General features: G+C 36.8%; 21 protein-coding genes, 1 pseudogene and 1 other annotated feature. Of the genes and pseudogenes, 11 read left to right on the forward strand and 11 right to left on the reverse strand.

The window, feature by feature from the left end; all coding sequences use genetic code 11:
* Position 1 precedes the first annotated feature (1 nt).
* Positions 2 to 2,429: pseudogene (locus H1D32_RS05620) on the forward strand (glycogen/starch/alpha-glucan phosphorylase).
* Positions 2,430 to 2,827: 398 nt separating this feature from the next.
* On the forward strand, positions 2,828 to 3,142 hold the full coding sequence (locus H1D32_RS05625) for a spore germination protein (RefSeq protein WP_261177226.1): 315 nt from the start codon (positions 2,828 to 2,830) through the stop codon (positions 3,140 to 3,142).
* Between the two features lie 219 nt (positions 3,143 to 3,361).
* On the opposite strand, the gene H1D32_RS05630 is transcribed toward H1D32_RS05625, so the two are convergent.
* Positions 3,362 to 3,880, reverse strand: a complete 519-nt coding sequence (locus H1D32_RS05630) for a gamma carbonic anhydrase (RefSeq protein WP_261177227.1) — start codon at positions 3,878 to 3,880, stop codon at positions 3,362 to 3,364.
* A 120-nt stretch (positions 3,881 to 4,000) separates the two neighbouring features.
* On the opposite strand from H1D32_RS05630, the gene H1D32_RS05635 reads away from it, so the two are divergent.
* The 4 genes from H1D32_RS05635 (at position 4,001) to H1D32_RS05650 (ending at position 7,422) form a co-directional block, all read left to right on the forward strand.
* Positions 4,001 to 4,774: an alpha/beta hydrolase gene (locus H1D32_RS05635; RefSeq protein ID WP_261177228.1), complete on the forward strand. Its 774-nt coding sequence runs from the start codon at positions 4,001 to 4,003 to the stop codon at positions 4,772 to 4,774.
* Positions 4,775 to 4,805: 31 nt separating this feature from the next.
* Positions 4,806 to 5,864, forward strand: a complete 1,059-nt coding sequence (locus tag H1D32_RS05640; protein ID WP_261177229.1) for a tetraprenyl-beta-curcumene synthase family protein — start codon at positions 4,806 to 4,808, stop codon at positions 5,862 to 5,864.
* Positions 5,865 to 6,260: 396 nt separating this feature from the next.
* The gene (speD, locus tag H1D32_RS05645) at positions 6,261 to 7,070 is read left to right on the forward strand and encodes an adenosylmethionine decarboxylase (RefSeq protein ID WP_261177230.1); all 810 of its coding nucleotides are present in this window, start codon (positions 6,261 to 6,263) and stop codon (positions 7,068 to 7,070) included.
* A gap of 100 nt (positions 7,071 to 7,170) precedes the next feature.
* Entirely contained in the window at positions 7,171 to 7,422 is a 252-nt protein-coding gene (locus H1D32_RS05650) for a YjcZ family sporulation protein (protein WP_314733353.1), read from the forward strand.
* Between the two features lie 40 nt (positions 7,423 to 7,462).
* On the opposite strand, the gene H1D32_RS05655 is transcribed toward H1D32_RS05650, so the two are convergent.
* The 4 genes from H1D32_RS05655 to ltaE all read right to left on the reverse strand — a co-directional run bounded on the left by H1D32_RS05655 (position 7,463) and on the right by ltaE (position 10,782).
* On the reverse strand, positions 7,463 to 8,038 hold the full coding sequence (locus tag H1D32_RS05655) for a beta-class carbonic anhydrase (protein ID WP_261177231.1): 576 nt from the start codon (positions 8,036 to 8,038) through the stop codon (positions 7,463 to 7,465).
* A gap of 119 nt (positions 8,039 to 8,157) precedes the next feature.
* Positions 8,158 to 8,730, reverse strand: a complete 573-nt coding sequence (gene mnmM / locus H1D32_RS05660; RefSeq protein ID WP_261177232.1) for a tRNA 5-(aminomethyl)-2-thiouridylate-methyltransferase MnmM — start codon at positions 8,728 to 8,730, stop codon at positions 8,158 to 8,160.
* 3 nt (positions 8,731 to 8,733) lie between these two features.
* On the reverse strand, positions 8,734 to 9,690 hold the full coding sequence (mnmL, locus tag H1D32_RS05665) for a tRNA modification radical SAM protein MnmL/YtqA (protein WP_261177233.1): 957 nt from the start codon (positions 9,688 to 9,690) through the stop codon (positions 8,734 to 8,736).
* Positions 9,691 to 9,759: 69 nt separating this feature from the next.
* Positions 9,760 to 10,782 (reverse strand): low-specificity L-threonine aldolase, encoded by a 1,023-nt coding sequence (gene ltaE / locus H1D32_RS05670; protein ID WP_261177234.1) that lies wholly within the window; start codon positions 10,780 to 10,782, stop codon positions 9,760 to 9,762.
* A gap of 357 nt (positions 10,783 to 11,139) precedes the next feature.
* On the opposite strand from ltaE, the gene H1D32_RS05675 reads away from it, so the two are divergent.
* From H1D32_RS05675 to H1D32_RS05690, 4 genes are all read left to right on the forward strand, one after another.
* Positions 11,140 to 12,336: an MDR family MFS transporter gene (locus tag H1D32_RS05675; protein WP_261177235.1), complete on the forward strand. Its 1,197-nt coding sequence runs from the start codon at positions 11,140 to 11,142 to the stop codon at positions 12,334 to 12,336.
* Between the two features lie 249 nt (positions 12,337 to 12,585).
* Positions 12,586 to 12,810 (forward strand) — a binding site (T-box leader).
* 140 nt (positions 12,811 to 12,950) lie between these two features.
* Positions 12,951 to 15,368 carry a leucine--tRNA ligase gene (gene leuS / locus H1D32_RS05680; RefSeq protein WP_261177237.1) on the forward strand — a complete coding sequence of 806 codons (2,418 nt, stop codon included), beginning with the start codon at positions 12,951 to 12,953 and terminating at the stop codon, positions 15,366 to 15,368.
* A gap of 410 nt (positions 15,369 to 15,778) precedes the next feature.
* Positions 15,779 to 16,306, forward strand: coding sequence for an RNA polymerase sigma factor (locus H1D32_RS05685; RefSeq protein ID WP_261177238.1), 528 nt, complete (start codon positions 15,779 to 15,781; stop codon positions 16,304 to 16,306).
* Positions 16,293 to 17,312 (forward strand): hypothetical protein, encoded by a 1,020-nt coding sequence (locus tag H1D32_RS05690; protein WP_261177239.1) that lies wholly within the window; start codon positions 16,293 to 16,295, stop codon positions 17,310 to 17,312. The genes H1D32_RS05685 and H1D32_RS05690 overlap by 14 nt, the downstream gene beginning before the upstream one ends.
* Positions 17,313 to 17,438: 126 nt before the next feature.
* On the opposite strand, the gene H1D32_RS05695 is transcribed toward H1D32_RS05690, so the two are convergent.
* The 5 genes from H1D32_RS05695 to H1D32_RS05715 form a co-directional block, all read right to left on the reverse strand.
* A complete protein-coding gene (locus tag H1D32_RS05695; protein ID WP_261177240.1) occupies positions 17,439 to 17,828 on the reverse strand; it encodes a hypothetical protein in 390 nt (129 codons plus the stop codon).
* Between the two features lie 490 nt (positions 17,829 to 18,318).
* Positions 18,319 to 19,575, reverse strand: a complete 1,257-nt coding sequence (locus tag H1D32_RS05700; protein ID WP_261177241.1) for a BaiN/RdsA family NAD(P)/FAD-dependent oxidoreductase — start codon at positions 19,573 to 19,575, stop codon at positions 18,319 to 18,321.
* Between the two features lie 321 nt (positions 19,576 to 19,896).
* Positions 19,897 to 20,415, reverse strand: coding sequence for a hypothetical protein (locus H1D32_RS05705; RefSeq protein WP_261177242.1), 519 nt, complete (start codon positions 20,413 to 20,415; stop codon positions 19,897 to 19,899).
* Positions 20,416 to 20,660: 245 nt separating this feature from the next.
* Positions 20,661 to 21,455 (reverse strand): HD-GYP domain-containing protein, encoded by a 795-nt coding sequence (locus H1D32_RS05710; protein WP_261177243.1) that lies wholly within the window; start codon positions 21,453 to 21,455, stop codon positions 20,661 to 20,663.
* Between the two features lie 50 nt (positions 21,456 to 21,505).
* Positions 21,506 to 21,730: a hypothetical protein gene (locus tag H1D32_RS05715; protein ID WP_261177244.1), complete on the reverse strand. Its 225-nt coding sequence runs from the start codon at positions 21,728 to 21,730 to the stop codon at positions 21,506 to 21,508.
* Positions 21,731 to 21,999: 269 nt separating this feature from the next.
* Between H1D32_RS05715 and H1D32_RS05720 the strand changes: the two genes are divergently transcribed.
* Positions 22,000 to 23,634: a putative polysaccharide biosynthesis protein gene (locus H1D32_RS05720; protein WP_261177245.1), complete on the forward strand. Its 1,635-nt coding sequence runs from the start codon at positions 22,000 to 22,002 to the stop codon at positions 23,632 to 23,634.
* Positions 23,635 to 23,677: 43 nt separating this feature from the next.
* Here the strand turns inward: H1D32_RS05720 and H1D32_RS05725 are convergent, their stop codons facing one another.
* A complete protein-coding gene (locus tag H1D32_RS05725) occupies positions 23,678 to 23,908 on the reverse strand; it encodes a hypothetical protein (protein ID WP_261177246.1) in 231 nt (76 codons plus the stop codon).
* Positions 23,909 to 24,140: the final 232 nt, after the last annotated feature.

The following is a 24,140-nucleotide window of genomic DNA, read 5'->3' on the forward strand; positions in this document are numbered from 1 at the left end:
CTTGTTTAACGATAAAGAAACGTTTAAGAAAGAGTTTATTGAGACTTTAGCCAAGAATTCAAGTAAGACTCTTGATGAGGCTACTTCTATCGACTTTTATTATACGTTAGGTACAATGATCCGTATGCATGTGAGCAAAAATTGGATTAAGACGAATAAACAGTATCAACAAACTGGTGAAAAGCAAGTTTACTACTTTTCAATGGAATTTCTAATGGGAAGACTACTACAATCCAACATGCTTAATCTTTCAATTTTGAGTCTTGTTAAAGAGGGGCTCGGTGAATTAGGCATTAATCTTGACTCGATAGCTGAGGAAGAACATGATGCTGGTTTGGGTAATGGCGGGTTAGGTCGGCTAGCTGCTTGTTTCTTGGATTCGATGGCGTCTTTACAATTGCCAGGGCATGGCTGTGGAATCCGATACAAATATGGGCTTTTTGAGCAAAAACTAATTGATGGTTATCAAGTCGAACTACCAGACTATTGGTTAAAAGAAGAATACGTTTGGGAATTCCGCCGTTTGGATCGCGCTGTAAATGTTCGATTTGGAGGTTACGTTGAAACGAATGTAAATGACGGTCAAATTTCTTTTGATCATAAAAACTATGAAACTGTAATAGCGGTGCCTTATGATGTTCCTGTCGTAGGATTTGAAAACAAGACGGTTAACACCTTACGACTTTGGAGTGCGGAACCTTCTATTCAAGAAAATGATATCCATACCTGCAATCGTGAAAACTATTATAAATACTTGAATTATAAACGCTCGATAGAATCGATCTCAGAATTTCTATATCCAGACGATTCTCACTATGACGGTAAAAGCTACGTCTAAAACAACAATACTTTCTCGTTTCTGCAGGTCTTCAAAGTATTTTTGATTCGTATCGGCGAAAATCGATAAGTTTAAGAGATTTACCTGATAAAGTTGTTTTTCATATCAACGATACCCATCCAGCATTAATCGTTCCAGAGCTTATGCGTTTATTTATTGACGAGGAGGGCTTCGGTTGGGATGAAGCGTGGGAAATTACTACTAAAATTTGTGCGTACACAAACCATACAACACTAGTTGAAGCGCTAGAAAAGTGGCCAATCAGTTTATTTCAAGAGCTTCTACCAAGAATTTACATGATTGCCGAAGAGATTAATGAACGTTTCTGTCAGGGGTTGTGGAAAAAATATCCTGGTGAATTTGATCGCATCAGTGACTTGGCAATTATCGCTCACAACGAAATCCGCATGGCGCATTTAGCTATTGTAGGTAGTTTTAGTGTCAATGGGGTTGCAAAGCTCCATACCGATATTCTAAAAGAACGAGAAATGAATAACTTTTATACCATTTTCCCTGAAAAGTTTAATAATAAAACAAACGGAATTACCCATCGTCGTTGGCTAATGAATGCCAATGCAAAACTGTCATCCTGTATAACTGAGGCAATTGGTCAAAGATGGATTAAGCAACCACGAGATTTAATCGGGATTTTAAAATATGCAAACGATGCTTCGTTCCAAGAAAAGATTTCAGCAGTAAAACAAGAAAATAAAATCATCCTAGCTAACTATATCAAAGATAAGACGGGTATTTTAGTAGATGAACACTCGATATTTGACGTTCAGGTGAAACGTCTTCATGCCTATAAGCGTCAATTACTAAATGTTTTCCATATCATGGAACTATATAATATGTTAAAAGAAAATCCTAATATTAATATCGTTCCACGAACTTTTATTTTCGGCGCAAAAGCTGCACCTAGCTACACATTTGCCAAAAAGATCATTAAGTTGATTAATACAGTGGCAAGTGTTGTTAATAATGATTCGTCGATTCAAGGTAAATTAAAAGTCGTTTTTCTAGAAAATTACAGTGTATCAATGGCTGAAAAAATTATGCCAGCAGCTGATGTCAGTGAGCAAATTTCAACGGCAAGTAAAGAAGCATCAGGAACTGGAAACATGAAGTTCATGATGAATGGCGCTCTTACGATTGGTACTCTTGATGGAGCTAACGTAGAAATTTATGATATGGTCGGTCGAGAAAATATCTTTATTTTTGGATTGACGTCAGAGCAAGTGCTCCATTACTACAGCCATGGAGGCTATGTTGCCAGAGATATTTATAATAATGATCATCGTCTACGGACGATTTTAGATCAACTACTACATGGCTTCTGCGGAAATGATAAAGCAGAATTTAAAGATATCTACTATCAAATCCTTTCTAATAATGACGAATATTTTGTCTTAAAGATTTTGACAGTTATGTAGAAGCTCACCAAAAAGTAGACTTAAACTATCGTGATCAAAAAGAATGGTTGCGAAAATCAATCATTAATATTGCTCATTCGGGGAAATTCTCTAGTGACCGAACAATTAGCGAATACGCTACGGAGATCTGGGGGATAAGGCCGTTTAAAGTGGAGTAAGTTTTTTTCTGGCTGTTGAGAAAGTCTCAACAGCCATTTTTACATGTAGTTAGAGATCAATGTGCCTTGATCCTAAAAAATGTAGAATTCGGTCACAAAGAAGGGTTCAATGAGTTTTGATCACCTAAAAAATGTAAAAAGCGGTCTCGTAGAAGAGTTTTACGATCCTTAATCACCTAAAAAATGTAAAAACAGTCACGTAGAAAATTCTACATGCCTTTTCTCCATAAAATCTGTCATTTGGGCAGATAACATTTGGGACTAGCTTTTTTTCACTAGTCTTCCTTACCTACAATAGGGTCAAGAGTATATTTTAAGAGATTCTAGTTCTTTTATCTATTCGGGTTGTCCTTTTGTTTCATATCTTATATATGAGGGATATGGAAGGAGGAAGGCTGATGAAACCTTTTAGAACTCCAATGACAACAATTGGCAATTTGAAAATTACTAATATATCAGGTGGAGCATCTATCAATTTTGGACCAGCGTTTCATAAAGGGCATCAAGCAAATGCGAAGATTGAAACAGGAGAAATTGTTATCGGTGATGAGATAAACATCGGTTGTCCACCAGCCGATGAAGAAGAAACCGAAGAAAATGAAAATGAAACAAATGAAGAAATAGACGAAGTGGATGATGGAGAAGAAGATAATGAAGAAGATCTAAAGAAAAGGTGGAAATGGAAGGAAGGCAAGTTTCAAAAAGAAGACTAATGAATGATAATCCAAGGCTATTAATTGAATTAGAGAGTTATCAACCTCAAGTGTGTGTGTGGGCTCTCGGTATGGTTGAAAACGGAGAAAATTTGTTTATTGATAGAATTAATTAAAACTAAAGCCACCAGAAAAGAGCCTTATAAATGATCTTTATTGCAATGCGAAAGTGCCAGATCATCAACACCTGGCACTTTTTTGAGTAACAAAAGCAAACACTTAATCCCTCGCTTGTAAACCTTTGTAGTATTGTCCTTTCTCTACATACTCCCGTCGAATTCTAGCCATATCATTTAGATCTTCTTCGTTTAGTTCACGAACTACTTTAGCCGGTCGTCCAAATGCTAAGCTATTCGGAGGAATTTTTTTACCTTGTGGTACTAGACTACCGGCACCAATGAATGCGCCTTCTCCAACCTCAGCACCATCCAAAATAATGGAACCCATGCCAATCAATGCGCCTTTACGGATACAACAGCTATGTAATAATACTTGATGTCCAACGGTAACGTCATCTTCCAAAATTAAAGGGAATTGAGGACTTTGATGAAGTGTACAATTGTCTTGAACATTTACACGTTCGCCAATTATTGTTGGAGAAACGTCACCGCGAATAACTGTGTTAAACCAAATGCTTGAATAAGGCCCAATTTTTACATCACCAGTAACGGTAACAAAATCTGCAACAAATGCTGTTTCAGCAATTTCTGGATACTTACCCTTATAAGGATAGATCATCGATTTGAATCCCCCTTAAAGTCATGTTATTTTTAAATTACTAATATATTTATCAAAGGAACTTAGATCAAATTTTACCAAAAAAATAGGCTAATTGATAGTAAATAGGGGGATGATTGAATGTGGGTTTGGGAGTGTGAAAAAGCAAAAGGTGTTTTTGTAGTTGTCCACGGTGCAAATGAATATCACGTTCGCTATCAATGGTTAATCCAAAAGTTGATAGACGAAGGTTACCATGTAGTTATGGGGGATTTGCCTGGCCAAGGTAAAAATCCGAAATCAAGAGGACATATCGATTCTTTCCAGGAATATATCGATATTATTGAAAAGTGGTACCAACGTGCAGAGCAATATCAATTACCTATTTTTATGTTGGGACATAGCATGGGAGGTCTAGCAGTTATTCAAACGATGCTACAAAAAAAATTATCTGTAAACGGCATAATCTTATCTTCTCCTTGTTTAGGACTTGTAGATCCTCCGTCAAAGCTTACGCATATTAGCGCAGTTATCCTAAATAAACTTATACCCAAGCTACGGTTGCCAACCAATTTAGCACAAGTCACTCGTTGTGAAGCAATGCTGAAGCGTGATGAAACTGACCTTAATATCGTAAAAAAAGTATCTGTTCGTTGGTATTTCGAGTTAACAACCGCAATGAAAGAAAGTCATGCCAAAGTTACAAGCTTTCCAAATGTACCACTATTGATTCTACAGGGTGGAGATGATTTAATAGTTGATAAAATAGCGGTTTTTAGGTGGTTTAATCAATTATTGCTTACTGATAAATATTATAAAGAATTTCCAAATCTATACCATGAAGTATTTAATGAGCCTGAAAAGGAAACAGTGTTTCATGTAGCAAAAGGATTTATTGAGTCCCATCTAAATTAAAGAAGTTTTATAATTGAAGGAGTTTAATGAATTGAGTATTCCAAAGCAGCCATTGACGATGATGGCGAAGATTTATAAAGACGTATTACCTTGTGTTCACAAAAACTTAAAAGAGTGGAAAGAGAAGGCAAGTAAGATTCCGAATGAGGAACTACGAAAACAAGCATTAGCGAGTATCGATACAAAGACATTTCACTGTGAGGGTGGAAGTATTTATGGAATATTATCTGAAAAAAACAGTGAGGATGTTATTCGTTTTATCGTTGCCTACCAAACCATAAGTGATTACTTAGATAATCTCTGTGACCGAAGTACTTCTTTAGATCCTACGGATTTTCGTTCACTACACCAGTCAATGTTGCATGCTCTAACACCTGGTGCAAAGCTAGAAAATTATTATCGTTACCGTGAAGAACAAAATGATGGTGGGTATTTGCATGAATTAGTGACAACATGCCAAGAGGTTATTGGGAAATTACCAGCCTTAGATAATATTCATGAATTTAATTTAGAACTTGCTCAATATTATTGTGATCTTCAGGTGCATAAGCATGTTAAAAAAGAAGAACGTGTGCCTCGACTAGAGAAGTGGTTTAAGCAGTATCAAGATCAGCTCCCAGAAATGAGTTGGTATGAATTCTCGGCATGTGCTGGTTCAACTTTAGGCATTTTTTGTCTTGTAGCCTATGCCACAAATGAAAACTTTACGAGGACTCAAGCACAAGAAGTAATGAATAGTTATTTCCCTTGGGTACAAGGGCTCCATATTATGCTTGATTATTTTATTGATCAAGATGAAGACCGTCAAGGAGGAGATTTAAATTTTTGTTTCTATTATGAAAATGAGGAGCATTTAATTAACCGCCTTGAACGATTTGCGATAGAAGCTGATAAAAGCATCGACAGTCTACCGAACCAAGCTTTTCATTCTTTTATTACCAAAGGGCTATTAGCGATTTATTTAGCCGATGAAAAAGTTCGCAGACAAGAAAACGTACGTCAACTTTCCAAGCGTCTTCTACGAATTGGTGGAGGGTCAACGATATTTTTCTATATAAATGGTTGGATGTATCGTCGGTTGAAGAAATAAAAAAGGTGAAACAGAAAAGTAATGTAAGGGCGCTTGCACAATTCTTACTAAACGTATATCAAGTCGATATGCGTTTTTTTATTAGGCTCTTTTTGTAAACTTTGTGGCTTTTAGGTCGTCTTTTGAGAATAAATAAGCTTTTTGGGACAAATTTATTTGTCCCAATGGCTTATTTATTCTCAAAAGCTTCACGCAAAGCGTGAAGAACCAAGCGTTCGCTTGGTTACGACCTATAAGCTATTAGCAACAATCTTTTAGAAAAGAGCCTAAAAAACTCCTGTCTTTTCTAACAACTAGCTAAGTTATCCAACCAAATCTCTGTTTACGAAAAGAGCCTTTGGGTAAGATAAAAATAATAAACTGAACCTAATATTACGTAGTAAGGGAGTTTTTAAAATGAAACTTACACCAGAGCAAAGAGTAACATTACATGGGTTTAATAATTTAACGAAATCATTAAGTTTTAATATGTATGATGTTTGTTATACGAAAACAAAAGAAGAGCGTGAGGCATACATAGAGTATATTGACGAACAATATAGTGCTGAGAGATTGACGCACATTTTAAAGACTGTGTCTGATATCATTGGTGCTCACGTTTTGAATATTGCACAACAAGACTATGTACCACAAGGTGCAAGTGTAACGATGTTAATATCTGAAGAGCCAGTAGTAGAAGTACCTACAGACCAATTCGAGGAATCACCAGGACCACTTCCGGATTCGGTTGTAATGGCTTTAGATAAAAGTCATATTACCGTCCATACGTATCCAGAGTATCATCCAGATGAAGGGATTAGTACGTTTCGAGCAGATATTGATGTTTCAACTTGTGGAGAAATCTCCCCTTTAAAAGCATTAAATTATTTAATACATTCATTTGAGACGGATGTAATGACAATTGATTATCGTGTTCGTGGATTTACAAGGGATATCCATGGTCATAAATTATTTATTGATCATGAAATTAATTCCATTCAAAATTACATTCCAGATGATGTGAAAAATTTATTTGATATGATCGATGTAAATGTATATCAAGAAAATATTTTTCACACTAAATGTAAACTAAAAGAGTTTGATTTAAATAATTATTTATTTGGCTATAAAAAAGAAACACTTGATCAAGAAGAAGCAGATGAAATTACGGAGAAGTTAACAATGGAAATGGATGAAATTTTTTACGGTAAAAATATGTATAACTAGAAACGCGCTATGTTTTCAAATCGATTTCCGCTCTTGCCTAACCCACATTCACACTTCGTTGCATAGGTTAGAATTAAGGAACAGGGAAGGTGGTGTTATTATGTATGGAGGATTTGGACCGGTAACTGGCGCAGCAGCAGGTACTACTATGGGTGCGGCTACACCAACTTATGGTGCTCCTATGCATGGGGTTGGCCACGCAGCAGCCCCGCTAGCAGGCTGTGGTTATGGCGCAATGCCAGTAGGTCATGTGGCTCCTGGATATGGGGCTGGAAGTGGCTTTACGTTAATCATTGTGTTGTTTATTTTATTGGTGATTATAGGTGCTTCTTGGGCAACACCCGCTGTCTAATGAAGAAAAGAGAGGCTGACATCTGTCAGCCTCTCAATTTTTATAAACTCATGGTTGTTTGATAGCCATTAACTACTTTTTCCAGTTTGCCTGTTTCAGGATCGATAATTAGGCCGTGAACAGGGACATTATTAGGTAGTAGCGGATGATTCTTAACGATTTCAACACTATGTTTCACACTATCCTCTACTTCATTAAACCCCTTTAACCACGAATCGATATTAACGCCTGAATACCGCAGAACCTCTAGAGTTTCTTGATTAATTCCCCTTGATTTTGCTTTATCTAAAACAGAATTTGCTTCTAATCTAGCCATCCCACAGTTATGATGACCAATGACTAGCACCTCTTGGGCACCTAGTTCATAAATCGCTACGATAATGCTTCGCATAATACTTCCGAATGGATGAGAGATAACAGCTCCAGCATTTTTGATAATAACTGCATCACCTTTTTGAAGGTTTATAGCTCTAGGAAGTAATTGTTTTAATCGAGTGTCCATACAAGTTAGGATAACTAATTTTTTGTTTGGAAACTTTGTTGTCATAAATGGTTCATATTGCTTTTCACTAACAAATGCTTCGTTAAATGATAAAATCTGATCTAATAATGACATTTGACTTCCCCCTTTCTTTAAGTTTTATAGAAAGTAGAAGAGATGTCAATTGCATTATTTAATAATTTTGAAATTTTTCGTAAACCTTGTTGCTTTTAGAAAAGAGCGTTTTGAAAAAACTATCTTTTTTCAATCGCTACAATAAAAGGTGGATTATTTTTTTGATTTAAAAATTGATAGCTTAAGACATGACCATCTGTTTGGTTAATGTTACTTACGTAATCTAAAAGTTGAGCTTTTTCCTTTTTGCCTTCTTCATGACCATGATAAACGACAAGAACGATGATGCCGCCTTTCTTTAACATCAAGAAAATATCATGAATCGCTTTCAGTGTAGTTTCAGGTGTTGTCACGATACTTTTATCGCCACCAGGTAGATACCCAAGATTAAAAATAGCACCAGCAAGGTTTCCATGTACATTTGCTGGAACTAATCCGTTAGCCTCTTGGTGTCCTTTTTGAAAAAGAGTTACCTGTGTAAGGGCATTATGTTCTAGTAAACGCTCTTTCGTCTTACAAATCGCAGTTTCTTGGATATCAAATGCATAGACACGACCTGCCTCACCCACCAATTGAGCCAAAAACAAGGTGTCATGTCCATTTCCGGCAGTGCCATCAATAACACTGTCTCCTTTGGAAACGACATTTTGTAAGAGTTGTCTAGCGAAAGGTAGGATTCCTAATACATTCATCTATTAGTTCCCCCTTTGATAATACTTCCCTTGCCAACTGTTTCTACTTTTTAGCTCAGCCTCGATGCCATTTAAGACTTCCCATTTATTTAAGCTCCACATTGGACCGATCATTAAGTCGGCAGGTCCATCTCCTGTTAATCGGTGGATGACCATTTCTGGTGGAATGACTTCAAGCTGATCACAGACAAGTTTAATGTAGTCTTGGGCACTCATAAATTCAAGCATTCCTTTTTCATATTGCTTTACCATAGGTGTTTTCTTTAATAAATGGAGCAGATGAATTTTTATGCCTTGAACATCAAGCTTTGCAACCTCTCTAGCTGTTTCCATCATCATGTCATAATTCTCAAGTGGAAGTCCATTAATAATATGGGAACAAATGCGAATGTTATGTTTTCGTAACTTTTCAACACCATCAACATATGTTTGATAATCGTGGGCGCGATTGATTAAATCCGCGGTCCGCTGGTGAACTGTTTGTAAGCCTAATTCAACCCATAAATATGTCTTTTTATTCAGTTCACCTAAATACTCTACGACATCATCAGGTAAACAATCGGGTCTTGTTGCGATGGAAAGACCAACAACACCTTCTTGTTCTAAAATGACTTCATACATTTCTCTTAATTGTTCTACAGGCGCATACGTATTTGTGTATGCCTGAAAATACCCAAGATATTTACCGTTTGGCCATTTTGAGTGCATCTTTTCTTTTATGTTATTAAATTGTGTGATGAGGTCATCTTTGCGATCACCTGCAAAATCTCCAGATCCACGTTCGCTACAAAAGGTGCAGCCACCACTAGCAACAGAACCATCTCGGTTGGGGCAATCAAAACCAGCATCTAAAGGGATTTTAAAAATCTTTTCACCAAACTGTTGGCGAAGGTGAAAATTCCATGAATGGTACCTTTTAACGCCAAACATTAAAGGGACTTGCTCAATTATTTTATTCATAAATTAATCCTTCCTAAAAAGCGATAGTAAATATTAAAATGAAATTACTACGATGCTTAAACTCAAAACTCAAAACTCAAAACTCAAAACTCTCTCTATAGCTTGTTCAATTTTCTCTCTATTTAAATCATAATGAGTCGTAAAACGAACTGTTTCTGGGCCGAAAGCTACTGCTAAAATTCCTACGTCTTTAAGTTTTTCGATAAAATGTGATGAATGCATCCCCGTCTTTTGGATATCAATGAGGACGATGTTTGTATCTACACTATTTGCTACGGTGAGAAGAGGATGATTCGCTAAGCCTTGCGCAAGTACTTTTGCATTTTCATGATCTTCTGCCAAGCGGTCCACCATTTCAGTTAGAGCGATTAAACCAGCTGCACCTAGAATACCTACCTGTCTTAGGCCTCCCCCTAAACGTTTCCGCCATTTTCGTGCCTTCTCAATAAAGTCTCTAGGTCCTGCCAAAATGGAACCAACAGGAGCACCTAGCCCTTTTGACAAACATACCTGAACAGTCGTTGTATATTGGGTAAATGCTGTTAGTGGCTCTCCTAAAGCAATGGCTGCGTTAAAAAGACGCGCACCATCTAAATGGACAGGGATCTTATGATCTGATGCGATTTGATAAAGCTTTTCCATATGACTTGGGGGAATGGCAACGCCACCAGCACGGTTATGGGTATTTTCTAAGCAGATTAAACTAGTATCAGGAAAGTGAATATCATCCGTCCGGATTGCGTTTTGCAACTTTTGTGGATCGATAAAACCACCTTCTGACTTTATTGTGCGTGGTTGCACTCCTGCAAAAGCAGAAATAGCCCCACCTTCATAAAAGACAATATGAGAATCTTCATCTAAAATAATCTCATCACCTTGACGACAGTGGGTTAGGACAGCAATCTGATTTCCTTGTGTTCCACTTGTTACGAACAATGCAGCCTCTTTGCCTAGCATTTCAGCCGCTAAATTTTCTAGCTCATTGATTGTTGGGTCTTCTCCATAAACATCATCACCAACCTCAGCAAGGTACATTGCTTCACGCATCGATTTCGTTGGCCTTGTAATTGTATCACTTCGTAAATCAATCAATATGAATCCTCCTCATGTAGGCTTTTTGAGCATTTTATCACAAAATGTCATTAAACTACTAGGAAAAGCTTTATGTATACAACCTAGATTACATGAATTAAAAACAGTCTTAGGTAACTATCGTAAACAATGTGGCTACTTAAAATAATTCGGTGCATAAACAGATAGTTTTTCCTTTAAACAAATCGTAATTTAGGAAAGATTTCCAAAGATAATAATGTTTCAAGTTCATCACTCTCTAATTGAAACAACAATCTTTTCGAAAACAGTCTTTACTAAAAATAACATTGCTAAATCTAATGGCATAGAATACAATTTTCTTAGAGAAACGAAATAAAGAGAGAGGTAGAGGTCATTATGCCTAAAGCGTTATGGTTGCTTGTCATCGGAATGGTGATTAACGTAACAGGCGCTTCTTTTTTGTGGCCGCTTAACACCATTTTTATTCACCAGGAATTGGGTAAATCATTAAGTGTCGCTGGATTAGTGCTCATGCTAAATGCAGGAGCGGGAGTGATTGGTAACTTAATTGGTGGCAAACTTTTTGATCGAGTTGGTGGCTACAAAACCATTTTATTGGGAATTACCATTACAATGGTAAGTGCGTTTACGTTAGCGTTAAATCACAGTTGGTATTATTATGTTGTTTTAATGATTGGATTAGGGTTTGGCTCCGGTGTAACCTTCCCTTCAATGTATGCAATGGCAGGTTCCGTTTGGCCAGAGGGAGGGAGAAAAGCATTTAACTCAATTTATGTTGCTCAAAATCTTGGCGTTGCCGTAGGGGCAGCTTTAGGTGGTCTTGTCGCATCGATCAGATTTGATTATGTATTCTTTGCCAATGGATTTATGTATGTAATCTTCTTCCTAGTAGCTTTTTTCGGTTATAAAAATATGAAGGTAGATACATCAGAAACAGGACAAACGAATATATTTGATCAAAGCGTTGCAATTGAAAATAAGGCTAGATTCAAAGCACTCATCATTTTATGTGTAGGCTTTATTACTTGTTGGATTGCCTATGTTCAGTGGCAAACCACGATCTCTGTTCATACTCAATCGTTGGGAATTAGTTTAACTCAGTATAGTGTTATTTGGACAGTTAATGGAGCGTTGATTGTCCTAGGGCAACCGTTAATCTCTGCATTAATAAAGAAATGGTTCCATACGTTGAAGGGCCAAATTTACTTTGGCTTAGCTATTTTTATGGTTTCATTTTTTGTCGTAGCCCAGGCAGAGGTATTTGTAGTCTTCGTTGTAGCTATGATTATCTTAACTATTGGTGAAATGTTCGTCTGGCCTGCCGTCCCTACAATCGCTCATCAATTAGCACCAAAAGGAAAAGCTGGATTTTACCAAGGGATCGTGAATAGTGTGGCAACAGGCGGAAGAATGATTGGACCGTTCCTTGTTGGTGTCGTCGTTGATTTGTTTGGTATGCAGACGTTGTTTTACGGATTAATGATTTTCTTTCTAATTGGTTTCGTAAGTACGTATTTATATGATCGTGGTTTACAAGGAACTGTTGTCCAGAAAGAATTGAATGTTAGCTAGTTAATCATCCCAGTTTCCTCGCGACTACTCTATTATGATGTGGCTTGATAGAACTTGAAGCAGTTGAAGATGTTCTGCTTGAAAAGGAACCATCTAATGCGAGAAGTGCATGTAAATTACATGTACTATGTAGTAACCAAAAGCAACTGTTCAGTATAGAATATAAAAACTTTGACAAGAATGTGAATAAGCTCTTGACTTTTATTCGACAAATTCATACAATACAAATTATGAACGAACTTAACAAGTGTAAAAACAATGATGAGGAGTAGTAGTGGAACCTCGTGCCTAGAGAATTGACGGTTGGTGCAAGTCAATCATAGAGATCCGCGAACTCGCCTAAAAGTTGCAAGGGTGAAAGTTTAGTAACTCTTGTCGTCCGGCCGCGTTAAGGTGTCAAATAAGTGAGTGTATCCAACACTAAATTGGGTGGTACCGCGGGAATAATTATGTTATTAACCTCTCGTCCCTAACGTTAACGTTAGTGGTGGGAGGTTTTTTATATTGGTGTTAAAAGTTTTAAAGTAAGAGTGATGAGTTCATCTTGGCATAAAAATCTACATTAAGCTCAAAACTCAAATTTCATAAGAAAGATAAACAAGGAGGTTATTTACATGTCTTTTTCACATCAGGAAATAGAAAAAAAGTGGCAAAAGTATTGGGAGGAAAACAAAACATTTAAAACTGGGGAAGATGAACATAAAGAGAAGTTCTATGCTCTCGATATGTTTCCATTCCCGTCAGGTGCTGGGCTACACGTTGGACATCCTGAAGGGTATACAGCTACGGATATTCTTTCAAGAATGAAACGTATGCAAGGCTACAATGTTCTTCATCCAATGGGATGGGATGCGTTTGGATTGCCTGCTGAACAATATGCACTTGATACGGGAAATGACCCAGCTGAATTTACTCTAAAAAACATAGATACCTTCCGACGTCAAATCAAATCATTAGGTTTTTCATATGATTGGGATCGTGAAGTAAGTACAATTGATCCTAACTATTATAAATGGACACAATGGATCTTCCTAAAGCTTTATGAAAACGGTCTTGCTTATATTGATGAAGTTGCGGTTAACTGGTGTCCTACACTTGGAACAGTTCTTGCAAATGAAGAAGTGATCGATGGAAAAAGTGAACGTGGTGGTCATCCAGTTGAACGCCGTCCAATGAAACAATGGATGTTAAAAATTACAGCCTATGCAGATCGACTTTTGGATGATTTGGATGAGTTAGACTGGTCTGAGAGCATCAAAGATATGCAACGCAATTGGATTGGCCGTTCAGAAGGTGCGGAAATTCACTTTGACATTGAAGGCCATGAGTCATCTTTTACAGTCTTTACGACTCGCCCAGACACATTATTTGGGGCAACTTATGCAGTGTTAGCTCCTGAACATAAATTAGTTCAATCAATTGTTACTAGTGAGCAAAAAGAAGCAGTTGAAGCGTATCAGAAGAAAATTTCAATGAAAAGTGACCTGGAACGTACAGAACTTTCGAAGGAAAAAACGGGTGTTTTTACAGGGGCATACGCGATTAACCCTGCCAATGGAGAAAAGTTGCCAATTTGGATTGCAGATTATGTGTTAGTTACTTATGGTACAGGGGCAATTATGGCTGTACCAGCGCACGATGAGCGAGATTATGAATTTGCACGTGCGTTTGAGTTACCAATCGTTGAAGTTGTTTCTGGTGGAAATATAGATGAAGCGGCTTATACTGGTGATGGTAAATTAGTAAATTCTGATTTCCTTAATGGTTTAACCAAGAAAGAAGCGATCGCAAAAATGATTGCTTGGTTAGAGGAACAGAATAAAGGAAATGGCAAGGTGACATTCCGTCTACGCGATTGGTTATTTAGTCGTCAAAGATATTGGGGTGAACCAATCCCAATCATCCACTGGGAAGACGGTACAATGACTGCAGTCCCTGAAGAAGAGCTTCCGCTTCTTTTACCAAAAATGGATCAAATTAGACCCTCTGATACTGGGGAATCACCATTAGCCAATAATAAAGAGTGGCTTCATGTCGTTGATCCGGTGACAGGTATGAAAGGCCGACGCGAAACAAATACAATGCCTAACTGGGCAGGTAGCTGTTGGTACTATTTACGATATATTGATCCAAACAACTCAGAAGCATTGGCTGACCCAGAAAAGCTAAAGAAATGGTTACCAGTCGACATCTATATTGGTGGAGCAGAGCATGCTGTCCTGCATTTACTATATGCACGTTTCTGGCACAAATTTTTATACGATTTAGGTCTAGTTTCAACAAAAGAACCATTCCAAAAGCTATATAATCAAGGAATGATCCTTGGTGAAAATAATGAAAAAATGAGTAAGTCAAAAGGGAATGTTGTAAACCCTGATGATATTGTTTCAAGTCATGGTGCTGATACGCTTCGTTTATATGAAATGTTCATGGGCCCACTTGACGCATCCATTGCTTGGAGTGAAAATGGACTTGACGGGGCAAGACGTTTTCTTGACCGTATCTGGCGATTGTTCATTACTGAAGATGGTAAGTTAAGCTCAACAATTACTGAAACTGAAGGGTCAGAGGCGTATCAACGTGTGTATCATCAAACCGTGAAAAAAGTTACCGATGATTTATCAGGTCTTCGTTTTAACGTAGCCATTTCACAGCTAATGGTATTTATAAACGAAAGCTACAAGCAAAGCGAGATTCCAAAAGAGTTTGTAGAAGGGTTTGTTAAGTTACTTGCACCAATTGCTCCACACATTGCTGAAGAGCTTTGGGAGAAGTTAGGTCATAGTACCACGCTAGCTTATGAAGCATGGCCAGTCTTTGATGAGAAGATGCTTGTCGAAAATGAAGTAGAAGTTGTTGTTCAAGTAAATGGAAAATTAAAGGGTAAGCTGCTTATGCCGAATGATTCAAGCCGTGAAGAAATGGAAGAACTAGCGAAAGCTGATCCTAAAATTAGTGAAGAAATAGCAGGGAAAACTATTCGCAAAGTCATTGCAGTTCCTAATAAGTTGGTTAATTTCGTCGCTAACTAAATGAAAGAATAACGAATAAAAGTGGAGGATGAATTATTAATTCATCCTCCATTTTTTTTGTGATTTAGCTTAACAATTTACGATTGGAGTAGGACTTTTGAAAGTGTAAGTTGAAATAACTAATAAACTGTTTAATCGAAACTGTCTACTTTAGCTATTAGCTCTGCTGCTCGTTTTGGGTTCATTCGGTAAAAGAATTCCTACGTTTGAAATAATTCTAAAAATCCCATCTTTACTTCTGTATAGTGTTAATGTCAATTTAGGTGAAATAGTAGAACTTCTTTAGAAAAGGTTGTTTTCAAAAAGCAAGTAGCAACAATCTTTTAGAAAAGAGCTTAAAAAAAATTGAAACTTTTCTATAAGACATACGTCTTTAGGGTGCATAGATAAAGAAAGAGAGGTGGTATTCTTTGGAAGAGGAGCTTGCAAAGGAAAAAATTCAACAGTGGTACGGCTTATATAGTGATGAGATTTACCGCTTTATTTTAATGATGATCGGTGACCATGCCGAAGCAAAGGATTTGATGCACGATACGTTTCTTCGGGCGTACAATGGATTGGCCAGTTTTGAGGGAAAGGCTAGTGAGAAAAATTGGTTATATAAGATTGCAAGAAATACGACGATCGATTTTCAGCGAAAGCGAAGGCCAATTCAGTATGTTGTAGAATCATTTACGACATATCCTTCGGCCGAACGTTGTCCAGAGCAACTAGCAACTTTAGGAGAGGCAGAAGAGATTTTATATCGTTCGTTAAAAAAGTTAAAGCGGCCCTATCAGGAGGTTATTATATTACGAAAAATAAAAGGACTGACGATTGAGGAGACTGCCGAAATTTTAAACTGGAATGAAAGCAAAGTAAAAAATACGTTATTTCGGGGCTTGGCAGCATTAAAACAACAAATGGAAAAGGAGGGATACAATCATGAAACAGCATGACACTGAATATGAATTGGACCGCACCTTTCAACGCTTTGAAGATCTCCACCTAAATGAGATAGAAAAAAAAGAAACGTATAGAATGTTAATAAACAGCATTGACCGTACAAACAAAAAAGCAAAATTGGCTCGTTTTTTCCACTCGGCAATTCCTGTGGCTCTGACCACGTTTCTCCTGATAATCGGAGGTTTGTTCGGAGCGCATCTATTATTTACGAATGAACAAGTTGTCCCAGGGACGGAGTTGATGGATGAAGAAACGGCTATTAATGAGTTAAAGCCAACGGATTTTTATGAGTTTCGCCTCGTTGCCTTTTTTGAAGAAATCCCGTATGAATCTTGGAGTGAGGATGAAAGCCTAGATCCGGAGTTGAAAAGACAATTCCAAATTTATGAAGAGTTGATGACAATTGATTCACTTGATAGGCTAGAGGAATTTCATATATTAATTCCTGACTCTGAATATGTAGAGGCGTTCGGCGTGACAGAATTTCCAACGTTTATTGGTTTCGACCACACTGGCATTTACATGACAACCAACGAATTAGAGGATGTTGAGAGTTTTATGGATTTTGTACAACAGCAACAATCAATGTCAGGAGCTATCGCAATAAGTAAAATTGAGGATTTTCCTTATGATATTAAAAAGCCTGCCATAATGCCATTTGAGCCCACATGGACACAAGTAGAGGGTAGTATTGTTCCATATAGGTCTTCTTATTTGAACATTGATTATAGTGACGAAGAAAATAGAATGCAAGTCTTTATTTTGTCACATATTTCAATTGAAGATCCACCGGGTGAACACGAACTACCGAGGGAATCTTTTCAACAAGTACAACTGAGTGACGGCAGAAAGGCACTTTATATCTTAGATGGCCGGACACAAGTTCTGCTCTGGGATGACGGTGAGTTGAATTACAGGATTATTATGTATTTAGATGAAAGAGACGTCGAGAAATATACCATCGCGGAATTAGTTGAAATTGCCGATTCGTTTGAATAAGCTGTGGAAAAAATCGCCAGGAATTGCTTCCTGGCGATTACTTTATCAATTACTAATAGCGTTTAGTTAGGATTAGTAGTGTACTGACTAGTATCTAAGAAAGGTATCGATCAAATGTAACCGCTTTCAATTATTGTAATCAAACTGGTCATTATTTAGGAGGTCAAAGATGGCGATATAAAGCTCTTCGTGCACAAGTCCGTCATTTTTTTCTTCTAGAAGTGATAAATCTGCTTCGTTAAAGCCTAGGAACGTTAATGGTACTTTTACCTTGTTCACAATTCTCTCAGGTAACTTTACCTCTCCAGTTAAAAGGCCTTTAATATCTAAGGTTGATTTCATACTTTCAGTTAAATAAACTAGATCGAGATCTGATAGCCCAAACTCTTTTAATAGAAAGCCTACAGGAGAATAACGTGGCTCTTTTTCAACATTTACATCGATATAAACACCTTTAGCTATCTCCCCAGAAAATAAGTATTCTCTTAGTTTTATTAACAACTCAGTTTTCTCCATCTTTTTCCCCCTTACACGACTCTTTAGTTAAAGGTTGTTTTCGTAAAGTTTATTGCTTAAGTGAACACTAAGATTTCACTACTTATTTAGTAAGCATTGCTCTTTTCTTACTTATTTTACTGGGTGAATTCTTCAACTAAGGGATTTTTCTAATTATCTTTGGTTAAATAGCAACAAGTTTTTTTGTGCGACGAGTAACCGCAGGAGCAATGTTTACGAAAAGAGCCTAGTTAAAATATAGCAATAAAATTCTAATAATTCAATTTATTATACAAAAAAGTATGAAAAGAAAAATTTTCCCATCATACTTTTTTAAAAGATAAGAATGTATAAAATTTCAACGTAATAACTGTCTAGCTCCACCGCCCAGCCCCTCGAGGTCAAATAACCTTCGAGAATAAAAGTGAAAGAGCACACTTTTTTTCTCGAAGAACATTTGCTAGTCGGGGCTTAACAGGGCGCTTGCGCTTTTCTTAATAGTGTGAACTAACTATATAATTTCTGCAGCACCTTTTCCAGCTGTATAGCCTGTAGAAAAGGCAACCGTGATATTATAACCACCTGTATAGCCATGGATATCTAATACCTCTCCACAAAAGAACAGGCCTTTCATTAATTTAGATTCCATTGTTTTGGGATTTATTTCTTTAACAGAAACTCCACCACCTGTAACGAAAGCTTTTTCTATAGAAAGCGTCCCATTAACATTGAAAGCAAAATGTTTGATGAGTGCCGCAAGCTGTCGAAGAGAATCATTTGAGACAGTAGCAAAAGTTTGGTTCGGGTCTATCGTTGCCTTTTCTAAATAGAAGTGTAGAAGGCGTTCAGTCATGTATCCTTTAAGGCCGTTTTTTACTGACTTTTTCTCACCTTCCTTTGCTATGTTCTTTAATTCTTGGAACACTTCCTCGCTATTTTTCTGTGGGAAAAGATCACTACTCATTTCTATTTGATCAACCTTGAATTTTTTTAAGGCCTTTACAACATACTGACTACATCGAAGGGCGATTGGACCTGAAACCCCAAAATGGGTAAAAATCATGTCACCTTCATGACGAATAATGGTTTTCCCTTTTGGATTAATTACAGAAAGGCCAACGTCTCGCAGTGATATTCCTTGGAGGACTTTTTCCTTGATGAATCGTTCATTTGATGTAATAGGTACTTCAGTAGGAAATAGATCAGTAATGGTGTGTCCAGCCTTTATAGCCCAAGGATAGCCATCACCAGTGCTACCAGTATGAGGCACGCTCTTTCCACCTACAGCAACAATGACGGCTTTACTTTTAATATCTTTTCCATCTTCTGTTTTAATCCCTACTACTTTCCCATCTTCATAACGGACAGTTTTGACTGGTGTATTTGTCCACATCTGCACATTCGAGTCTCGGAGTTTTTTTAACAAAGTATCTACAACGGTAGATGCTTTATCACTAATCGGAAACATCCGACCACGATCTTCTTCCTTTAGTTTAATTCCTAGTTTTTCAAAAAAAAGAATAATATCCTCATTATTAAAGACGGAGAACGGACTATACATAAATCTCCCGTTCCCTGGAATATGAGCAATTAACTCTTTTTCATCCATTCGGTTCGTAACATTGCAACGCCCCCCACCAGAAATCGCTAGTTTTCTACCTAATTTGTCTCCCTTGTCTACAAGAAGAACTTTAGCACCATGCTGACTAGCAGAAATAGCTGCCATTAGCCCTGAAGGACCGCCACCAATTACAATAACATCATACATATGTATCCACCTACCAGATTCCTTCTAATTAATTTACGTATTATAACATAGTATTTCCACTCTAGCTAAGTCTAGCCTGTTAATGAAGATGCCTGACATTTAGATAGGCACTACCCTAAAAGCTTCAATCTGCAAGTAAAATTTTTAAAAACTTTAGGTCGTCTTCTTGAGATGAAAAGAGCCGTAGAGACAAATTCATTTGTTTCTACGGCTAACATTAAGAAAAAGCAGCGACCATACAAGGATGACCGCTGCATTATGATTGGTTCTGGAGTCTAGCAATTGGCATGAAGCGCATCTAAACTAGTCTTAGAAGATATTTTAAAAATGATATTCAATTTGATCTTCGTATTTAGCTAACAGCTCATTGCGGATTTTCTCAACCTCGCTCTGAACGTCCTCTGGTTGCAATGATTGGAAATCAATAAACTCAGCTAGATAGTTATTTGCGATTAACTTTTTACGTAATCCATCTCTCCATATTGTTTCAATATATTCCTCTGGTGAAATGTTGTATAATTCACTTTTAGCATTTAGAAAAGAAATTGCTTCCTGGTCGTATTCAAAAAGTTGTTGTGTTTGGTTTACTAATGCATCTAGATCAAACTGATCAAAGCTAATTCCAGCTTGTTCTGCTTCTACCAACATCATCTCTTGAAACAATAAATCTTTTGCAGCATCTTCCAAAGTCTCTTCAGGTGTAACACGTGCATTTTCTGCATCTTTTTCTGTAATTGTTTCATCTAAAAACGTGATTAATGTACCTTCAGTATTTGACCCGCCACAAGCTACTAGGAAACTAAGTAGAAAACAGGTAAGTAGGTAACCTATTTTTTTCATTATTTATCACTCCAATCTAAATTGTATAAGGCTCATTTCGTAATCATTGTTTAGAATTAAAACAAATTGGTTGCTCGATATACAAGTTGTAGTTAGAAAAAGAGCCCTGAAAACTTGAAATATTGGTATAACCTATTTATTTGAACTACAACAAACTGAAGAAACAGCCTTGTTTTGGAACCTTAATAACTTTACCATAAATTTCGTCAAAAAATCCAGAATTAAAAGACAACCATTTAGGTTACCTAATCTATAATTTCGTTTACACTTGTTTGTTTATCTTCTAAGGCAAGACAATTTTGGTTTACCATATTTGTAATAAATACGGTAGGTAACTCTGATAAATTAAATTCTTGAACATCTAATGTAATAGCCTCTTCTTTTTGAAAATCACCTTCAAAAACACCTACAACTGGTCTAGTTGGTAAGGCGGGATTTTGTCTAATAACTAAGCCTTGTTTTCCATTACTTAGTGCTACTGCATGTCCATTTGGATACGCAGAGAAAGTTCTAATAAATGCGTTCATTACGTCAATATGTACAACTTTTCCAGTTAAAATCATCATAAATTCAATAGAATCGTTTGGACTTAACGTTGGATATGACGTAAATTGGGATGAAAGATTATCTATGCAATCAGCTACTGTTAGAATTTCTGCATATAATTGAACCTCCTTATTGGGATGGCTCTTATATGGGGGAAAGGGTATATGATCACTTAAAAAGAAATCTACTCTTTGCTTTCTCTCTCGGAACAAGGAATAAACGTCTGCACTGATTTTGTTTATTTCAATTAAATGCTTTTTACTACTATTGTTTTTGATCATCTCATGTAGAAGGGCTGTAGTAGCTACGATCTTTAAACCTTCTTTTGTCATTCCTAGCTTTGCACCAATTGTTGTAGCAACAATACAGACTTGTAATGTATGAATAAAGACTTCATTTTCTCTTGATCGAATATCAGTAAATTGAACTAGAAGATCTTTATGGAGCTCAATTTCCTGAATTAATTTATCTACATTTTTTTTAATATGTGACAAATCTATTTCCTGGTCACTATTAATCATATCAAAGACATAATAAAGACAAGCTAATGTTTCAAGCTTTGTTTCCTGTGAGACGTTTTCTTCAAGTTCGATAGTAGGAAAATTTTTATTTTTACAAAGATACCGCTAACGCCCAACTTTTTAAGCTTTGAAATCATTCCTACAGTTAAAGTAATATCTTCTTTCACTAAAATTGTCTTTTTGGCACCGTAAATATTTCTACCGTTACAGTCACCTGAGGTAACTTCAGCTATCGGTCTGTAAAGCATTCTTGGACCTCTCCTTAAAAAACAAGCATAAATAACAGTTCAATTATATAGTACAAATTTCTAGAAGTGATAGCCTTTTCTATTAAATTTAAAAAACTAGACAATTACTACTATAATTTATCCCGTCTGTGATTGTACGTTCTGATGCAAACTGCTAAAATGAATGTCAGAAGTTTAGAGTTTAGAGTTTCACGGAAAAAGCTTTAGAGCTAAACCACGGACAACTATACACTTTAAAGTATTCACTATAAACTAAAAAGAGGTGTCTTATGGCCGACTCGAAGTTAGTAAGAGGTACATTGATTTTAACGGCCTCAATTTTTATTTCGAAAATATTGGGACTGATCTACATATTTCCTTTTAAGGCTATTGTGGGCTTAGAAGGACTAGCATTATATACATATGGCTATGTACCGTATACTGTGTTATTAAGCGTAGCTACACTAGGAATACCACTTGCTGTTTCAAAGTTTGTTTCAAAATATAATGCTCTTGGAGATTACGAAACGGGTCGGAGATTATTTAAATCAGGCTTAGTTGTTATGTCCGTAACGGGCATGATAGCTTTTCTACTATTATTTTTATTAGCGGGACCAATTGCTTACCAGGTAGTAGACGGAAAAGATTTAAAAGGAAATTCTATTGAAGATGTCATCTTAACAATCCGCATGGTTAGCGTAGCACTCCTAATCGTGCCAATCATGTCATTGATTCGTGGTTACTTCCAAGGACACCAATCAATGGGACCAACTGCGGTTTCTCAGGTTGTTGAACAATTAGTTAGAATCATTTTTATCCTTTGTTTAACATTTATTATTGTTTATATGTTGAATGGTTCTATTGGATGGGCAGTAGCTTTTGCTACGTTCGGAGCATTTGTTGGAGCCTTAGGTGGTTTAACAGTTCTACTTATTTATTGGTATAAAAGAAAAGCGCACTTGGAACAACAACTTCTTGAAAGTAAGGTTAATCATAACCTGCCACTTAGAACGATTTACAAAGAGCTTGTTTCATACGCGTTGCCATTATCGTTTATCGGGCTTGCAATTCCACTTTATCAAACAATAGATTTGATGACGTTTAATAAAGCATTAATGGGGATCGGCTTTAGTCAATTTGCAGCAGAAGAAGCATTTGGTGCTTTTGCTCAAGCAGCACATAAGCTAATCTTAATTCCAGTCTCAATCGCAACGGCAATGTCACTTACGCTATTACCGACAATAACTAAATCATTTATAAATGATGATCACTTATCACTACAACGACAAGTAACTCAAACCTATCAAATCATTCTTTACTTAACTTTGCCAGCAGCGATAGGCTTGTCCATTTTGGCATATCCTGCTTATGGAACATTGTTTGGTTTAGGGGCAGATTTACAGATTGGAGCGTTAATTTTAAGGTACTATGCACCTGTAGCTGTTCTATTTTCGTTATTTGCTGTTACATCAGCAATTTTACAAGGAATTAATCGGCAACGAATTGCGGTTATCGGATTGGTAGCTGGTTTACTAGTCAAACTTACTTTAAATGTTCTTTTCATATCTCAATTTGAAGCAATCGGAGCAATTTACGCTACTGGATTAGGATATCTAACTTCCTTAGGAGTAAACGTATGGGCGATTGGCAATTACGGTAACTATAATTATCGCTTTATCCTTAAACGTTTCATCTTAATTTTTATTTTTACCGTCATTATGGCAGGAGTAGTTGTAGCGGTCAAAGAGCTTCTCATGTTTGCTTTACCATTAGAAAATCGACTTAATGCCCTAATTGTTTTATTAGCATCAGTTGGTGCAGGTGGTCTTGCATATTTATATTTAGGGGTAAGAACGAATTTAGCTGGACAAATTTTAGGAGCACGATTTAAATTTCTAAAAAAGAAGCAAAGAGTAGAGAGTTGAAAGTAGCTAATAGAGCTACCTTCAACTTAACTCTATACAAAAATTAGTATTGAGGGCCACCAATACCGAAGCCTAGTTGACGCTCTAAACGACTAAGACGGCGGTTTAATCGTTCAATTTCTTGCGATTGCCGTTGGACGGTTCTTTCTAATTGAGTTACACGTCGCTCTAGATCACGAGGACCAGGTCCGGGTCCAGGTCCAGGACCTGGTGTTGGTGGAAATGGAAACCCAGGGAAGAATTGAGTATCTGGAAATTGTCGGTAATCGTACATAAGATCTCTCCTTTTAAAATAGGTATCTGTCACTCAGTAAACAGTCTATGCCTAGCGACAATGAAAGGCGTTAGATAAAAGCCTAATTTTGAATGAAATGGGCATTGTTAAGCGCCGTTGTTTAATAATTTACCATATTGTTAGTAAAAAATTATTTTTCAGATTAATTATCTAGTAGAACGAAATCCCTTTTTCTAGAAATAACAGTCTGCTATAATGAAACCAATCAGAA

This window comes from Anaerobacillus sp. CMMVII (assembly GCF_025377685.1).
Lineage (GTDB): Bacteria > Bacillota > Bacilli > Bacillales > Anaerobacillaceae > Anaerobacillus.

Coding starts and splice junctions, on each gene's coding strand:
- H1D32_RS05625 (WP_261177226.1), top strand. CDS start 2,828: ATGAAACCTTTTAGAACTCCAATGACAACAATTGGCAATTTGAAAATT.
- H1D32_RS05630 (WP_261177227.1), bottom strand. CDS start 3,880: ATGATCTATCCTTATAAGGGTAAGTATCCAGAAATTGCTGAAACAGCA.
- H1D32_RS05635 (WP_261177228.1), top strand. CDS start 4,001: ATGTGGGTTTGGGAGTGTGAAAAAGCAAAAGGTGTTTTTGTAGTTGTC.
- speD (WP_261177230.1), top strand. CDS start 6,261: ATGAAACTTACACCAGAGCAAAGAGTAACATTACATGGGTTTAATAAT.
- H1D32_RS05650 (WP_314733353.1), top strand. CDS start 7,171: ATGTATGGAGGATTTGGACCGGTAACTGGCGCAGCAGCAGGTACTACT.
- H1D32_RS05655 (WP_261177231.1), bottom strand. CDS start 8,038: ATGTCATTATTAGATCAGATTTTATCATTTAACGAAGCATTTGTTAGT.
- mnmM (WP_261177232.1), bottom strand. CDS start 8,730: ATGAATGTATTAGGAATCCTACCTTTCGCTAGACAACTCTTACAAAAT.
- mnmL (WP_261177233.1), bottom strand. CDS start 9,690: ATGAATAAAATAATTGAGCAAGTCCCTTTAATGTTTGGCGTTAAAAGG.
- H1D32_RS05675 (WP_261177235.1), top strand. CDS start 11,140: ATGCCTAAAGCGTTATGGTTGCTTGTCATCGGAATGGTGATTAACGTA.
- leuS (WP_261177237.1), top strand. CDS start 12,951: ATGTCTTTTTCACATCAGGAAATAGAAAAAAAGTGGCAAAAGTATTGG.
- H1D32_RS05690 (WP_261177239.1), top strand. CDS start 16,293: ATGAAACAGCATGACACTGAATATGAATTGGACCGCACCTTTCAACGC.
- H1D32_RS05695 (WP_261177240.1), bottom strand. CDS start 17,828: ATGGAGAAAACTGAGTTGTTAATAAAACTAAGAGAATACTTATTTTCT.
- H1D32_RS05700 (WP_261177241.1), bottom strand. CDS start 19,575: ATGTATGATGTTATTGTAATTGGTGGCGGTCCTTCAGGGCTAATGGCA.
- H1D32_RS05705 (WP_261177242.1), bottom strand. CDS start 20,415: ATGAAAAAAATAGGTTACCTACTTACCTGTTTTCTACTTAGTTTCCTA.
- H1D32_RS05715 (WP_261177244.1), bottom strand. CDS start 21,730: ATGCTTTACAGACCGATAGCTGAAGTTACCTCAGGTGACTGTAACGGT.
- H1D32_RS05720 (WP_261177245.1), top strand. CDS start 22,000: ATGGCCGACTCGAAGTTAGTAAGAGGTACATTGATTTTAACGGCCTCA.
- H1D32_RS05725 (WP_261177246.1), bottom strand. CDS start 23,908: ATGTACGATTACCGACAATTTCCAGATACTCAATTCTTCCCTGGGTTT.